The sequence below is a fragment of the Delftia sp. Lp-1 genome (genome assembly GCF_020523835.1).
GTDB classification, from domain to species: domain Bacteria; phylum Pseudomonadota; class Gammaproteobacteria; order Burkholderiales; family Burkholderiaceae_C; genus Comamonas; species Comamonas acidovorans.
Window position 1 is genome coordinate 25148 of the sequence record NZ_JAJALJ010000003.1, and the last position, 14336, is coordinate 39483.

A 14336-nucleotide genomic window follows, 5' to 3' on the forward strand; every position below is an offset into this window, starting at 1 on the left:
GCCCCCTGCCGGGCAGGCCGGCAGGAGATCGGGGACCGGGCTCAGAACCTGGCTCAGAACCTGGCTCAGAAGCGGTATTTGACGCCCACCATCAGATTGCGCGGCGTGCCGTAGTGGCTGTAGTAGCCTGCGTAGCTGAAGTACTTGCGGTCCAGGGCATTGTTCAGGTGCACCGAAGCACTCCAGTGCCGGTCGATGTCATAGCGCGCCATCAGGTTCACCACGGCATAGCTGGCCTGCCGCACCGTGGCGTCGCCCACCTCGCTTTGCCAGTTCACGCCGCCGCCCAGTGTCAGCCCCTGTAGTGCGCCGCCCAGGCGGTAGCTGCTGAAGAGCTTGACGCTGTTGCGCGGCAGCATGGTGTTGATGCGCTGGCCCTCTGCATTCGTGGTCAGGGTGTTGGCATAGCCGGCTGAGACCTGCCAGCCCGGCGCCAGCTCGCCGCTCAGTTCCATCTCCAGCCCCTGGGAGGTGGTGTTCTGCTCGGCCTTGTAGACATTGCTGCCCGGGAATTGCGCCTGCCACACCGCCAGGTTGTCCTGCTTGAGGTTGAACAGGGCCAGGCTGGAGTTGAGCTTGCCGTCCAGGTGCCTGCCCTTGATGCCGACCTCCAGTCCCCGGCCTTCCATGGGCGCCAGCGTGGCATTGTTCTCGTCGCGCACCCAGGAGGCCTGGGGGTTGAAGATCTTGGTGTAGCTGGCGTACAGCGCCCACTGGGGCGTCATGTCGTAGACGGCGCCCACGTAGGGGATGAAGGCGCCGTTCTCCCGGGCGCGGGTGGTGGTGGCTTCCCCTGTGTCCGGCGTGCTGGCGGTGTCGCGCCCCCAGTAGATCTGGCGGCTGCCCAGGATCAGGCGCAGCGGCTCGGAGATGCGGAAACGTCCGGTCAGATAGCCTGCGTACTGGTGCTCCCTGGTGGAGAACCGGCCGCTGGTCGCGAAGTCGGGCACGGGATTGCTGCCGTCATAGGTGAACAGGTTGTCTATGCGGCCTGCGGCCGAGCCGGAGTAGTCGTAGAGCCAGCTGCCGGAGGTGGGCCCCTTGTCCTCGAAGCGCGACAGCGTCAGGCCGGCGATCAACTCGTGCTCGCGGCCGAACAGCTTGAGCGGGCCGGTCAGGTACATGTCGAGGTTGTGCTGGCGCGGCTGGCCCTGAAAGCGCACGGGCAGCAGGCTGGTGCCGCTGCCATCGGCCTGCAGCGTGCCGTTGAGGTAGGTGTAGACCGAGTCGTAGCGGTCCTGGCCGTAGGCGTACTCGACCTTGCCGGTCCAGCCGCCGCTCAGCTCGCGCTCGATGGAGGTGAAGAAGCCGCTTTGCTCATGGTTGTTGTACGACCAGTTCGGCGATCCGTTCAGGGCGCGGGGCAGCCGGGTGGCACTGCCGTCCGGAAACCGCGACGGCAGGCCCGAGCGCATCGGCGCATCCACATCGTTGCGCAGGTAGCTGAAGCCCACGGTCCACAGGGTCCGGTCGTCGAGATCGACCTCGGCGATGCCGTACAGCAGGCGCGAGTCCTGGTGGTAGCGCTCCAGCCAGGCATCGCCCGATTGGTAGTCCGCAACCAGGCGCGCGCGGGCCGAGCCGTCCTGGTTCAGCGGGCGGGAGATGTCCAGGCCCGCGCCTCGGCGTCCCCAGCTGCCGGCATCGACATTGAGTTGCGTCTGGGGTCTGGCCGTGGGGCGCTTGCGGATCAGGTTGATGGTGGCCGAGGGGTTGCCCATGCCGCTGATGAGGCCCGTGGCGCCGCGCACGATCTCCACGCGGTCGTACATGGCCATGTGCTGGGTGTACTGGTTCAGGCCGGCGGCCGTGGGCACGCCATCGATCTCATAGTTCTGGATCTCGAAACCCCGCGACCAGTAGCCGTCGCTTTCGGCACCCAGGCCGTCGCGCGTGACGATGATGCCGGGCGCGGCCTCCAGCATGTCGCTGAGCCGCGTGGTGCCCAGATCCTCCAGCCGCTGGCGCGTCATCACGGTCAGCGCCTGGGGCGTCTCCTGGGGAGCCAGGTTCAGGCGCGTGGAGCTGCTGGACGATGCCGTGGTGTAGGAGTCCGTGCCCTCCGTGGTCGAGCCCGGGGCCTTGCCGGACACGGTCACCGTGGCCAGGCTGACGCCTTGCTCCGGCAAAGGCGCTGCCGACGCAGGCAGGGCGCTGGCCTGGGGCGCTGTCCGCACGCCGAGCACGCCCTGGGCATCGCGCGTGAGCACCAGGCCGCTGCCGGCCAGCGCGGCCTGCAGCGCCTGCTCCGCCGTGTAGCTGCCCTGGATGGCAGGTGCCTGCTTGCCCGAGGCCAGGGCGGGGTCCAGCGACAGCGTGCGGCCGCTGTGCTGGCCAATGGCCAGCAGCGTCCGGGCCAGCGGCCCGGCTGGCAGGTCATAGCGTTGGCGCTGGGCGGCTTCGGCGCCGGAGGCTACCGCGGCCTCCTGGGCGGTCTGGGCCTGGACGGGCAGGGTGGCGATGAGGGCGGCCAGGGCTGCGGCATGGGCCACGGGGCGCCATGCGAAAAGAGAGCGGGACATGCTTGTGGACTCCGGAGAATGGGGGATGACACAGGACATGTCGCGCGAGCGGGCCGGATGTGATCACCCCTGGCGCAGTTTTTTTTGGAGCCCCGCGTTGACCGGGCCTCAGGCCGCATCGATCAGCGTCAGCCAGCCGCCGCGATAGCGCGTCACGCGGATGGGCAGGCTGCTGGCCAGCGCCTGCAGCGCACGGTCGGTATCGTCCAGCGGGAAGGTGCCCAGCACGCGAAGCCGGGAGGCGGCAGGGGCGATGCGCAACAGGCCGGTCCGGTAAGGCCGCAGGGCGTCGACCACCGAGTCCAGCGGCCAATCGTCCACGGCCAGCATGCCGCTTTGCCAGGCCGCTGCCGCCTCGGCGCGCGCCAGGGCCTCGGAAATGGCGGCCCCGTCCATCCAGGCGCTGGCGCCGGCCTGCAGCGGGGACTGTGCGCCCAGCCGCGTGTGCAGGTCCACGTCCTGCGCGAGCGCAGCCACCTGCGTGCGCTCTTCCTGCAGGCGCACCATGAAGCGCGCGCCTTGCGCTGCCGGCACCTGGGCCTGGCCATGCCGGGTCTGCACGGCGAAGGGGCTGCCGGCCGGCACCTGCGCGATCAGCGCGCCCTGGCGCAGATGCACGCGGCGGCGGTCGGCGCCCAGGTCGATATCGATGGCGCTGCGCGCGTCCAGCAGCAGCCGGCTGCCGTCGGCCAACTCCAGGCTGCGCCGCTCGGCCGTGGCGGTATGGGCATCGGCCAGCAGGCCGGGCAGCGGCGTGAATCGGTGGGCCACCAGGCCTCCCAGGGCCGCGCCCGCAAAGGCCAGTGCGCCGCCCGCAATGCGCCTGCGGCGGCGGTCGGGCTGCAGCAGTGCGCTCAGCGCTGCATCGGCTGACGCATGGCTGGAGGTGTGGGGCGCCAGCGGTTGGAGCACGCGCTCCAGCGAGCCGCTCACCTGGGACCACGCGGCTTCGTGGGCCGGGTCGGCCTGTCGCCAACGGTCCAGGGCCTTGCGCTGGTGCTCGGTCATGGCTCCCGAGCGCGACTCCACCAGCCAGGCGATGGCCTGCTGGCGCAGGGCGGCGGCCGAGGTGGCACTCATTGCGGCAGCGCCGTTGCGCAGTCCAGTGCGCAGCAGGCGGCTATGGCGCGGCCCATGTGGCGCCGCACGGTGATCTCGGCAATGCCCAGGCGCAGCGCGATCTCCCGGTAGGGCATGTCGTGCAATTGGTTGAGCAGCAGCACGCGGCGCGTGGTGGGTGGCAGCGACTGCAGCACGCGGTCCACGGCCTGCAGCGCCTGCACGATGGCATAGCGTTCCTCTTCCGAGGGCTGGTGCATGGCGGGCTGGGCCGCCAGCGCCTCCAGGTAGGCCTGCTCCAGGTCGCGCCTGCGCCAGAAGGAGAACAGCGTGCGCTTGGCCATGGTGGTCAGGTAGGCGCGCGGGTTGTCCAGCGGTGGAAGGTGGCGGGTGGTGAGCAGTTGCACGAAGGTGTCGTGCGTCAGGTCCTGCGCCTGTGCGGTGTCGCCCAGCTTGCGGCGCAGCCAGCCTTGCAGCCAGCCATGGTGGTCTGCGTAGAGCACGGCGACGGGAGGTGGCGGCAGGGGATGGGCGGGCATGCGGCGGGACAGGTGATGGGATGGGAATGCGTCTCAATTATTACGCCATGCCCTCACTCCCCGTGATTCACCTCGCCCGCGAGGCCCTCAGCGGCCCGTGCCCAGCTCCAGCGTCAGGCGCAGCATGTCGCGATGCTGCACGCCGCGCTCCCACAGCTGGGTGGTGTAGTGCCTGAGGAAGAAATCCCGGTCTATGCCCGTCACGCGAAAACCCGCGCGCTGGTAGAAGACCAGCTGGTCGCCAAAGCTGCCCGTGCCGACCTCGATGCGCGGCGCTCGCTGGGAGCGCGCCCATTCGATGGCACGCCGCAGCAGGGCGCTGCCCAGGCCCCGGTGGTGCAGCGATTCCGCGACCGCGATGTTCATCAGCTCCCAGGCGGGTGGGCCTGAGGCCTCGTCGCCGCTGGCGCGCAGCGGCACCAGCACGCACATGCCCAATACCTCGCCGCGCCCGCCGGGACGCGGCGGCTGGCCTTCGCGCTGGAAGGACTCGCGCGCGGCAAAACAGGTGGAGCCCGCCAGGTAGCCGCGCACCTTCTCCCGCGACGGATCCGCCGACAGCAGCAGCGGCCACGGCGCCTCGGCCGGGTTCAGCGGCTCTATGTGCCAGGGTGCGAGAGAAACGGAAGGCGCGGTCATAAGCCTGAATCATCCCATGCCTGACATTGGGACGCAGTTGGGCTCCTCTGCGGAATCTTGACGTGCGCTTACAACTGTGCGTTTGCACGCCAGGATCTAGTGGTTTATACTTATTCCTAGGGTAAACGCTTAGAGGGTTTTCCCGGCATTCGCGGCACTTGAGATGCATGCCGCCAGTGATTGTTGAGCGTCTCAGTAAGGAAGTTCACCATGCGCCAAGCAATCTATTCCCTGATCGATTTCATCCAGCAAGCCCGCAACGCCGAGCTCGAAATCGCCAACCAGTAATCCGGTTGGAGGCAGGTGCGCCCTGAAGCGCGCCCACCGATGCGATCGCCCCATTGCCGATGATGGCCTTGGGGCTTTTGTGTTTCTGGGCGCCGGGCTTGCGGGCGCCGGGCTGCCCTGTAGCCCTGGCTACAGGCCCAGCACCAGCCTGCCGCTCCTGGCGCGCGAGCAGCAGCTCATCATCTTGGTGCAGGCCGCGCGCTCGCCGCGCGTGAGCACCATGTCGCGGTGGTCCACCTCGCCTTCGAGCACGGGCACTTCGCAGGACCCGCACAGCCCTTCCCGGCAGTCGCTTTGCACTTCGATCTTCGCGCTGCGCAGGGCGTCCAGCAGCGTCTGGTCGTTGCGCACCTGCAGCACAAGGCCCGAGGCGCGCAGTTCCACCTCGAAGCCCTGCTCCCTGGCAGGGTCCAGCGTCCCCACGGTGGAGACGAAATGCTCCACGCGCAGGCTGTCCTCGGGCCAGTGGCGGCTGGCGGCCTCCAGGCCGTCCAGCAGGCGCGCCGGTCCGCAGGCATGGATGCGGGCTCCGGCGCGCGGCGTGGCCAACAGGGCGGCGTAGTCGGCGCGCCGGCCTTCCTCCGCCACGTACAGATGCAGCCTGGCGCCATGGTCGGCCAGCAGCGGCGCCAGCAGCGCCATGCCCGCGCGGCGCCGGCCGCTGTAGTGGATTTCATAGGACAGGCCCAGCGCCCTGGCGCGCCGTGCCATGGCCGAGATGGGCGTGATGCCGATGCCGCCGGCCACCAGGATCAGGTGGCTGGCGCCTTCGTCCAGCGGGAAATGGTTGCGCGGGCCCCGCACCTGTACGGTGGCGCCGCAGTGCAGATGCTCATGCACCCAGGCCGAGCCGCCACGGCCGTTGGCCTCGCGCAGCACGGCAATCTCGTAGCTGCCGGTGTCCTGGGGGTCGCCGCACAGCGAGTACTGGCGTGACAGGCCCGTGTCGCCGCATTGCAGGTCGATGTGCGAGCCCGGCGTCCAGCGCGGCAGGGCGTGTCCATCGGCGGCCTTCAGGCGCAGGCGCAGCACGCCTTCGGCGGCGGCCTCGGCCTCGGCCACGACCATGGGCCGGCTGGCGCCGCCCTGCAGGGCTTCGCCGATGCGCACGGGCTGGCGCGCCTGAAGCAGGGCGGGACGGGCGCGCTCGGGGTTGAGGGCCGGGTCCCACTCCACCCACAGGTGCTCGGGGCCCCGGAACGAGGTGTTGGGCACGTAGGTGAACCGCTGCTCGGCCAGCCGCATGTGGGGAAGGCGGCGCGTAAACTCCTCCAGGAAGATCTGCATCTCCATGCGCGCCAGGTTCTTGCCCATGCACTGGTGCGAGCCATAGCCGAAGGTCAGGTGGTCGCCGGCGTTGTCGCGGTGGATGTCGAAGAAGTCGGCATCGGCGAAATGCCGCTCGTCATGGTTGGCCGACGAGGTCACGATGAGCAGCTTCGAGCCCGCCGGCACGGCCACGCCGCCGATCACCACGTCGCGCGTGGCCAGGCGCCGCCAGGCGGCCACCGAGCCGTTGTGGCGCAGGCATTCCTCCACGGCATTGGGGATCAGCGCGGGGTTCTCGCAGATCTGCTTCCAGGCGCCGGGATGCTGCAGCAGCAGCTTGACGGCGTTGGCCGTGGCATTGGCCGTGGTCTCGTGCGCGGCCACGATGCCGGCCATCATCATGGAGTGCAGGTAGGAGTCGGTGACGACCTCGGGAAGCTCCTTTTGCTTGCGTATGCCGTATTGCATCCAGCCCGGCGCATCGGGGTTCTCGCGCATCTTGGCCAGCACCTTGCCGGCCAGCTGCCAGAAGTTGCCCACCGCATGGGCCACGGCCACCTGCTGCTCGGGCCGGGGCCGGCCCCAGGTGTTGACGGTGTGGGCGATGGAGTACTCGCGCAGCCGGTCCATGTCCTCCTCGGGCACGCCGAGAAAGTGCAGGGCCACGGTCAGCGGCACCTCCCACAGCATCTGGTCCACAAGGTCGGCGCGGCCATCGTCGATGAAGCGGTCCACATAGGCGCGCGCCAGCTCGCGCACCATGGGCTCGTGGTGGCGCAGCTCCTCGGGCGTGAACGGGTCCATCAGCGCGCGGCGGCGCGGCATGTGGGCGGGCTCGTCCTCGTTGACCAGGGTGCGGTTCAGCGCGAAGCCGTAGGAGGCCAGCACGGCATTGGCCTCCTCGCCCGTGGGCGTGATCTTCTCCAGCGCGATCGAGGGACTGAAGGCGATGTTGTCGCGGAACACCGCCTTGATGTCGTCGAAGCGCGTGACCACCCAGTAGCCCAGTTGTGGGCTGTAGAACACCGGCTCCTGCTCGCGCGCCCAGCGCACATATTCGGGCGGGTCCTGCTGGTAGCCGTCGCTGAACGGGTCGAAGGCCGCGGCACCCGCGCTGACGGGGCAGCCCGTGGGGCCGGTCTGGCCGCTGGGCTGGCGGTGGTCGAAGGGGCAGCGCGCGGAGGCTGGCGCAGAGGTGGACGGGGCGGCGTTGGAGGCGGCGGAGGCAGTCATGGCAGGTTCGCAGGCAGGCGCGGAGGGTCAATCCAAAGTGATGTTCTGGTCGCGGATCAGCTGGTGCCAGCGCGTGCTTTCGCTGGCCAGCAGCGCGGCGAACTGCTCGGGTGTGTTGCCCACGGGCTCCACGCCGAAATCCACGAGCTTCTGGCGCACGGCGGGCTCGTTGATCGCGGCCACGACCTGCCTGTGCAGGGCCGCGATGACCGGGGCCGGGGTCCTGGCGGGCGCCACCAGTCCCACCAGGGCGGCGGCCTGCACCTTGGGCAGGCCCAGCTCGGCGAAGGTGGGCACGTCGGGCAACTGGGGCAGGCGCGTGGCGTTGGCCACGGCCAGCGGGCGAACCTTGCCGCCCTTGATGAAGCCTGCGCCCGCGGCCAGGTCCACCATCATCACGGGCACCTGGCCGCCCGCCACGTCGCCCAGGGCCGGCGCCGCGCCCTTGTAGGGCGCGTGCACCAGCTTCAGGCCGGCCTCCACCCTGAGCAGTTCCATGGCCAGGTGGTGCGGGCTGCCGGCACCGGCCGAGGCGTAGTTCACGCCGTCCTTGCTGGTGCGCGCCTGGGCCAGGAAGTCTTTGGCCGTGGCCGCTGCCATGCCGGGGCCGGCCACCAGGATCATCGGGAAGCGGCCCATCAGCGTGACCGGCGCAAGGTCCCTGGCGGGGTTGTAGCTGAGGCTCTTGTAGAGCACGGGATTGAAGACCAGAGTGCCGTTGTCGGCCGACAGCACGGTGTAGCCATCGGCGGCGGCGCGCGCGGTTTCCGAGGCGCCTATGGCCGTGTTGCCGCCCGGGCGGTTGTCCACCACGATGGGCTGGTGCACCTGGCCGCCCCAGGCCTGGCCTATGGTGCGGGCCAGGAAGTCCGAGCCGCCGCCGGCCGCGTAGGGAACGATCCAGCGCACGTTCCTGCTGGGGAATCCGTCCTGGGCCAGCGCGCCGGGCAGGGCGGTGGCCGATAGCAGGCCTGCGGCCAGTGTGGTGAGGAAAAGGCGCTTGTGCATGGGGCTTGTCTCCGGTGAGGCCTGGGTGGAATCCATGGAATCTTGTTTTGCGTAATTTTTCTACGCATTGCGTAAAAACACCGCCCGGGATTACCCGCAAGCTGCGGCACAATGCGCCGCCAGCCCTTAAAACATGCCTTTCCAGACCCGCCCTGCCGCCATGACTTCCACTGCTGCCTCCGAGATCGACGAGCCCGCGCCGCCGCGCGAAAGGCGCCAGCGCGTGCAGGCCGCCGAGACCTGCCTGGCCGTGCTCAAGGCCCTGGCCACGCTGGGCGGACGCGCCAGCCTCACGGCCATCGCGGGCGCTGTGGAGGAAAGCCCGGCCAAGGTCCACCGCTATCTGGCCAGCCTGATGGCCGAGGGGCTGGTGGAGCAGGACCGTGGTGGCACGCAGTACGCGCTGGCGGCCGAGGCCATGCGCGTGGGCCTGGCCGCCATGCGGCAGTCCGATCCCATCCGCCTGGCCGAGCCGGCCCTATTGCACCTGCGCGAGGCCTTGCAGGTCACCAGCTTCGTGGCCGTGATGGGCAACCTGGGACCGACCATCGTGCGCTTCGAGGAGCCGGGCCTGCCGGTCACCGTCAATGTGCGCGTGGGCTCGGTGATGTCGCTGCTGTGGTCGGCCACGGGGCGCGCCTTCTTCGCCTTCATGGACGACGATGCCCGCGTGGATGCGCTGCTGGCCCGGGAGCTGGCCGAGGCGCCGGCCGCGCGGCGCGCGCTGCTCGATGGCGCGGACCCTCTGGGCACGCTGCGCCGCGAGATCCGCACTGCGGGCTGCGCCTCGGTGCGCGACGTCAACCTGCCGGGCATCAGCGCCGTGGCGGCGCCGCTGCACGACTACACGGGCCATGTGGTGGGCGTGCTGTGCGCGCTGGGCGCCAGCGGCGGCTTCGACCCGGACCCGCAGGGCGCAGTGGCCCGGGCCCTGCGCGCCGAAGCGGCGCGCGTCAGCGCCTCGCTGGGCCACCTGCCCGGCTGAGGCCCGACTGAGGCCCGGCTGAGGCCTGCAACCCGCTGCCGCTACGGCGTCACCAGCGTGTAGGCCATGCGCACGCGCTGCATGTCGCGGCCCAGGCGGCGGCTTTCGGGCAGGCGGCGCACCCAGGCCAGCTGTTTCACGGTGCGCGCCATCAGGGCGCGGGTCTCGGGCTCCATGGACTGCACGAAATCCTGCCAGGCCATGCGCGCGGCCGGCATGGCGCCGGCCTGCTCCAGTATCCAGGCCGTGGAGTGGGCGTAGCACAGGGCATCGCGCACGCGGCACAGCGCCAGGGGCAGGTGGGCGGCAGGGGCGTCCTCGAAGTCGATGAAGCCGATCACGCCATCGGCACAGCAGACCATGTTGCGCGCAAAGGCCTGGCTCAGACAGTCGCCGCTGCCATGCACCTGCTGCAGGGTCTGCAGGCCCTGCAGCCACAGCGCCAGCGTGCTGCCATCGCTCCGGGGCAGGGCGGCTTCCATGGCATTGCCCAGCGAGGGCGCTTCCACGCCGGGGCTGCCCAGGTGGCGCATGGCAAAGCCGTCCTCGCACTCGGCCAGCACGGCAGGCACGCGCAGGCCGCGCTGCGCGAGCTGGCGCAGGCGGCGTACCTCGGTGCGGATGGCTTCGTGGCCGCCTGGATTGGGCACGGGCCGCAGCACGGGCAGGCGCAGGCACAAGGCGAGCAGCGCCAGCGCGCGATAGCGCCATGCCGGGTTGCTGGCACCCGCGCGCTTGACCCAGATGGTTTCGTCTTCCCGGTCATAGCGCTGGATGCTCAGGGGCTGGCTCAGCACATGGGCGCGCAAAAAGGCGTCGTAGTCTGGCGGCTCGGTAGGCGGGACGGCGGAGGACGGTTCGGACACGGCAGGCTCTGGAAAGTGAGTGGCTGGCGCGCAACGCCAGCCTGATGCGGCAATTGTGCCGTGCCAGGACTTGCCGCTTGCGCCGGCCGGCGGTGGCGCCAGGGTTTGCACTGCGGCAAGGCCGGTGGATTTGCCGCCCGGCAGCCGGAAAATTGAGACAATCGTTTCATCTTTAGCAGTGCCGAAAACCATTCATGAACACAGAAGACAGTGGCAAGCTGGTGGCCGCCCTGGTGCGCGGCATCTCCGTGCTCCAGTGCTTTTCCAACAAGCACCAGGAACTCAGCGCCCGTGAACTGATGGACATGACGGGCCTGCCCAAGCCCACGCTGTTCCGCCTGATCGACACCCTGTGCGAACTGAACCTGATGCGCTACTCCGAGCGCCTGTCCAAGTACGTGCCGGGCGTGGGGCTGCTGAACCTGTCCTCGCCCGTGCTGGCGCGCATGCACATGCGCCAGTTCGCGCGGCCGCACATGCAGGAGCTGGCCAATCACCTGGAAGGCCAGATCCAGCTGGCCGTGGGCCACGGCCGCCAGCTGTGCCTGGTGGAGCTGGCCAACGGCCTGACCAACAAGGTCTTCCTGCCCGAGATCGGGGTGCACATCTCGCTGTCGCGCACCGCCACGGGCCGCGCCTACCTGCTGAGCCTGCCCGAGGCCGAGCGCGAGGCCTTCATCGCGGAACTGCAGGCCGACGATCCCGCACGCGCCCAGCAACTGCGCGAGCGGCTCGACGATGCGCGGCGCGACCTGGCCGAGCACGGCTTTTGCCGCAGCCACGGCGACCTGCACCGCGAGATCCAGTCCATTGCCGTGCCCATGTCCACGGCCAAGGACGGCGAGTACTGGGTGTTCTCGGTCTCCCTGCCCATCTACAGCCCGCAAAGCCGCGCGCTGGAAAGCGATGCCGGGCCGCGCCTGATCACGCTGGTGCGCCTGGTCGAGGGCATGCTGGGCGCCTCCAGCCTTTCGTGAATCAGCGGGCGCTGCGCCAGACTTCCTGCGCGCGGCCTGCTCTCACCTTCTCCCGCACGCTGGCGGTGTCGGAGCCTGCGGCATTTGCAGGACCCGGCGCATAGGCCTGGCCGTCAAAGCGTGGCGCGGGGCTGGCCTGCAGGGCGCCGCCTTCGGGCTGCAGATAGACGCCACGCGCCTGCAGGTGCGGATGGCTGGCGGCTTCCACGGGACTGAGCACCGCGCCGAAGCAGGCATCGCTGCCCTCCAGCAATTGCTGCCAGTGCGCGCGGGGCCGGGAGGCGAACAGCGTCTGCAGCTGCGCGCGCCGCGCCGGCCAGGCGGCGCGGTCCCACTGGGGGCCCTGGAACGCTGCGGCACCGGCCAGGCCCAGCCTGTCCAGCAGCAGGGCGTGGAACTGCGGCTCGATGGCGCCCACGGTGATGAAGCCGCCATCGGCACAGGCATAGGTTTCGTAGAACGGTGCGCTGTCATGGATGCTGTGGCCGCGCTCGTCGGCCACCAGCCCGCGCTGGCGCGCATGCAGCATGAGGTTGAGCATGTGCGCCGCACCATCGACGATGGCCGCGTCCACCACCGTGCCGCGCCCCGTGGCGCGTGCCTGCACGATGCCGGCCAGCAACCCCGTCATCAGGTACATGGCGCCGCCGCCGATGTCGCCCAGCGTGGCAAAGGGCGAGACCGGCCGGGCATCGGCCGGCGCGCATCCCCACAGCGCGCCCGAGACGGCGGCATAGTTGTTGTCGTGGCCGGCAGCCTGGGCCAGCGGACCGTCCTGGCCCCAGCCCGTCATGCGGCCATAGACCAGGCGCGGGTTGAGGGCCTGGCAGGCCTCGGGTCCCAGGCCCAGGCGCTCCATGGCGCCGGGCCGCATGCCTTCGATCAGCGCATCGGCATCGCGCACCAGGGCCAGCACCAGGTCACGCCCTTCGGGCGACTTGAGATCGGCGAACACCGAGCGCTTGCCGCGCGACAGCGCGGAGGCGGTTGAGGTGGCTGAGGTGGCGGTGGGTTCCGCCTCGGGCCGCACGATGGACACCACATCGGCCCCCAGGTCCGCCAGATGCATGGCGCAGAACGGCCCCGGGCCGATGCCGCCAATCTCCAGCACGCGCACGCTGTCCAGCACCTTCATGGCGTCTCCGTCGAAATCAGTTCAGTCGAGTTGCAGCTGGCGGCTGGTGATCAGCGCGCCCCAGCTCTTGCGGTCGTTGTCCACCAGCTGGGTGAACTGCGCCTGCGGCATGCCGCCGGGGCGGCCGCCGAGCTCGCGGTAGCGGCGCGCCACCTCGGGGTCCCGGAGCACGGCGACAAGGCCGTCGGTGAGCTTGCGCACCACGGCGGGCGGCGTCTGCGCGGGCAGGAAGAAACCCATCCAGCCGACCTTGTCGAAGTCCTGCAGGCCCAGCTCGGTGGTGGTGGGCACGTTGGGCAGCTCGGGCTCGCGCTGCGCGCCCGTCACGGCGATGGGATGCAGCTTGCCCGCCTTGATATGCACCAGCGAGGCCGTGAGGTTGTCGAACATGAACTGCGTCTCTCCCGAGACGATGGCCGCCGTGGCCGGTGCCGAGCCGCGGTAGGGCACATGCACCACGTCCACGCCCGTGCGCTCGCGCAGCAGCTCGCCCATGAGGTGCGTGGTCTGGCCCACGCCGGCCGAGGAGAACGACAGCTTGCCCGGCGCCTGCCGCGCGGCCTTGAGCAGGTCCTCCAGCGAGCGCACCGGCGATGCCTGCGGCACGACCAGTACGTTGGAGAACGAGATCATGTCCGTCAGCGCCACGAAGTCCTCGGGCCTGTAGGGCAGCTTCTTGTAGGCCGTGTAGTTGATGGCGTTGGAGCCCGTGTTGCCCACCAGCACCGTATAGCCGTCCGGCTGCGCGCGTGCCACCTGGCTGGCACCGATGGAGCCGCCCGCGCCGGGCCTGTTGTCCACGATGACGGGCTGCCCCAGCCGCTCGCCCAGCTTGAGCGCCAGCAGCCGCGCGGGAATGTCGGTGGAGCCCCCGGCCGCGCCCGGCACGACCAGGGTGATGGGCCGCGTGGGCCAGGCGTCGGCTGCAATGGCGGCCGTGGCGCACAGCCAGGCGGCAGCCGCCAGCGTGAGGCGTTTGAACATGGTGCTTCTTCTCCGCGCGTGTGCTGGGCCAGGGCGCTTCTCAGCGAGGACTCATCCGAATGGCACCGTCCAGGCGAATCGTCTCGCCATTGAGCATGGGATTTTCAAGAATGTGCAGCGCGGTCATCGCGTACTCGGACGGGTGGCCCAGGCGTGCGGGGTTGGGCACGGAGGCGGCCAGCGACTGGCGGATGTTGTCGGGCAGCTTGGCCAGGATTGGCGTGTCGAACAGGCCCGGCGCAATGGTGCACACGCGGATCATGCGCGTGGCCAGGTCGCGCGCGGCGACGATGGTCATGCCGATGATGCCGGCCTTGGCCGAGGCGTAGGGAATCTGGCCGATCTGCCCCTCGTAGCCCGCCACCGAGGCCGTGAGCACGCAGGCGCCGCGCTCGCCTTGCACGGGCTCGTTGCGCGCCATGCTGGCGGCGGCCAGGCGCAGCGTGTTGAAGGTGCCGATCAGGTTCACGCGGACGATGCCCGTGTACTTGTCCAGCGAGCCGGGGCTGCCGTCCTTCTCCACCAGCCGCAGCGGCCCGCCCACGCCCGCGCAGTGCACCAGGGCGCGGAACTCGCCGAAGTCCTCGGCGGCGGCAATGGCGGCGGCCATCTGGTCGGCGTCGGCCACGTCGGCCTTCACGAAGCGCAGGCGGCTGCCGTGGCGCTGGCGGGCGGCGTCCACCATGGCCGCGCCGCGGTCCTCGTTCAGGTCCACCACCACCACGTTCAGACCGCGCTCCAGCAGTGCCTGGGCCGATGCCTCGCCCAGGCCCGATACGCCGCCCGTCACCAGGGCCGTCATGTTCTCTTGCAGTTGCATGGATGTGTCTCC

Annotated in this window: 12 protein-coding genes; 2 read left to right on the forward strand and 10 right to left on the reverse strand. The window is 70.0% G+C overall.

The features are described 5' to 3' along the window. Positions 1 to 65: 65 nt before the first annotated feature. The 6 genes from LGR64_RS21125 to LGR64_RS21150 all read right to left on the reverse strand — a co-directional run bounded on the left by LGR64_RS21125 (position 66) and on the right by LGR64_RS21150 (position 8557). Positions 66 to 2522 (reverse strand): TonB-dependent siderophore receptor, encoded by a 2457-nt coding sequence (locus tag LGR64_RS21125; protein ID WP_230356876.1) that lies wholly within the window; start codon positions 2520 to 2522, stop codon positions 66 to 68. A gap of 108 nt (positions 2523 to 2630) precedes the next feature. After that, positions 2631 to 3602 (reverse strand): FecR domain-containing protein, encoded by a 972-nt coding sequence (locus LGR64_RS21130; protein ID WP_230356878.1) that lies wholly within the window; start codon positions 3600 to 3602, stop codon positions 2631 to 2633. After that, positions 3599 to 4120 carry a sigma-70 family RNA polymerase sigma factor gene (locus LGR64_RS21135; RefSeq protein WP_065347453.1) on the reverse strand — a complete coding sequence of 174 codons (522 nt, stop codon included), beginning with the start codon at positions 4118 to 4120 and terminating at the stop codon, positions 3599 to 3601. The genes LGR64_RS21130 and LGR64_RS21135 overlap by 4 nt, the downstream gene beginning before the upstream one ends. A gap of 87 nt (positions 4121 to 4207) precedes the next feature. Continuing rightward, positions 4208 to 4759 (reverse strand): GNAT family N-acetyltransferase, encoded by a 552-nt coding sequence (locus tag LGR64_RS21140; protein WP_034389533.1) that lies wholly within the window; start codon positions 4757 to 4759, stop codon positions 4208 to 4210. 417 nt (positions 4760 to 5176) lie between these two features. After that, entirely contained in the window at positions 5177 to 7549 is a 2373-nt protein-coding gene (locus LGR64_RS21145) for a cytochrome P450/oxidoreductase (RefSeq protein ID WP_230356880.1), read from the reverse strand. A gap of 27 nt (positions 7550 to 7576) precedes the next feature. Then, positions 7577 to 8557 (reverse strand): Bug family tripartite tricarboxylate transporter substrate binding protein, encoded by a 981-nt coding sequence (locus LGR64_RS21150; protein WP_034389537.1) that lies wholly within the window; start codon positions 8555 to 8557, stop codon positions 7577 to 7579. 160 nt (positions 8558 to 8717) lie between these two features. Here LGR64_RS21150 and LGR64_RS21155 point away from each other — a divergent pair, with 160 nt between their 5' ends. Beyond that, on the forward strand, positions 8718 to 9542 hold the full coding sequence (locus LGR64_RS21155; protein WP_230356881.1) for an IclR family transcriptional regulator: 825 nt from the start codon (positions 8718 to 8720) through the stop codon (positions 9540 to 9542). A gap of 41 nt (positions 9543 to 9583) precedes the next feature. Here LGR64_RS21155 and LGR64_RS21160 read toward each other — a convergent pair whose 3' ends face one another. Next, complete coding sequence (locus LGR64_RS21160; RefSeq protein ID WP_230356882.1) at positions 9584 to 10408, reverse strand: hypothetical protein; 825 nt, start codon at positions 10406 to 10408, stop codon at positions 9584 to 9586. Positions 10409 to 10602: 194 nt separating this feature from the next. Between LGR64_RS21160 and LGR64_RS21165 the strand changes: the two genes are divergently transcribed. Continuing rightward, positions 10603 to 11385, forward strand: a complete 783-nt coding sequence (locus tag LGR64_RS21165) for an IclR family transcriptional regulator (RefSeq protein WP_012202623.1) — start codon at positions 10603 to 10605, stop codon at positions 11383 to 11385. A gap of 1 nt (position 11386) precedes the next feature. On the opposite strand, the gene LGR64_RS21170 is transcribed toward LGR64_RS21165, so the two are convergent. From LGR64_RS21170 to LGR64_RS21180, 3 genes are read right to left on the reverse strand one after another with little or no spacing between them, the layout of a single operon-like run. Further along, positions 11387 to 12520, reverse strand: a complete 1134-nt coding sequence (locus LGR64_RS21170) for a CaiB/BaiF CoA transferase family protein (protein ID WP_230356883.1) — start codon at positions 12518 to 12520, stop codon at positions 11387 to 11389. A gap of 21 nt (positions 12521 to 12541) precedes the next feature. Continuing rightward, a complete protein-coding gene (locus tag LGR64_RS21175) occupies positions 12542 to 13504 on the reverse strand; it encodes a Bug family tripartite tricarboxylate transporter substrate binding protein (RefSeq protein WP_013804732.1) in 963 nt (320 codons plus the stop codon). A gap of 40 nt (positions 13505 to 13544) precedes the next feature. Then, a complete protein-coding gene (locus tag LGR64_RS21180; RefSeq protein WP_013804731.1) occupies positions 13545 to 14324 on the reverse strand; it encodes an SDR family NAD(P)-dependent oxidoreductase in 780 nt (259 codons plus the stop codon). Between the last annotated feature and the right edge of the window lie 12 nt (positions 14325 to 14336).

Bases quoted from the DNA above. Each gene is read 5' to 3' on its own strand.
- LGR64_RS21145 (WP_230356880.1), bottom strand. From the start codon at position 7,549: ATGACTGCCTCCGCCGCCTCCAACGCCGCCCCGTCCACCTCTGCGCCA.
- LGR64_RS21150 (WP_034389537.1), bottom strand. From the start codon at position 8,557: ATGCACAAGCGCCTTTTCCTCACCACACTGGCCGCAGGCCTGCTATCG.
- LGR64_RS21125 (WP_230356876.1), bottom strand. From the start codon at position 2,522: ATGTCCCGCTCTCTTTTCGCATGGCGCCCCGTGGCCCATGCCGCAGCC.
- LGR64_RS21170 (WP_230356883.1), bottom strand. From the start codon at position 12,520: ATGAAGGTGCTGGACAGCGTGCGCGTGCTGGAGATTGGCGGCATCGGC.
- LGR64_RS21130 (WP_230356878.1), bottom strand. From the start codon at position 3,602: ATGAGTGCCACCTCGGCCGCCGCCCTGCGCCAGCAGGCCATCGCCTGG.
- LGR64_RS21155 (WP_230356881.1), top strand. From the start codon at position 8,718: ATGACTTCCACTGCTGCCTCCGAGATCGACGAGCCCGCGCCGCCGCGC.
- LGR64_RS21135 (WP_065347453.1), bottom strand. From the start codon at position 4,120: ATGCCCGCCCATCCCCTGCCGCCACCTCCCGTCGCCGTGCTCTACGCA.
- LGR64_RS21140 (WP_034389533.1), bottom strand. From the start codon at position 4,759: ATGACCGCGCCTTCCGTTTCTCTCGCACCCTGGCACATAGAGCCGCTG.
- LGR64_RS21165 (WP_012202623.1), top strand. From the start codon at position 10,603: ATGAACACAGAAGACAGTGGCAAGCTGGTGGCCGCCCTGGTGCGCGGC.
- LGR64_RS21175 (WP_013804732.1), bottom strand. From the start codon at position 13,504: ATGTTCAAACGCCTCACGCTGGCGGCTGCCGCCTGGCTGTGCGCCACG.
- LGR64_RS21180 (WP_013804731.1), bottom strand. From the start codon at position 14,324: ATGCAACTGCAAGAGAACATGACGGCCCTGGTGACGGGCGGCGTATCG.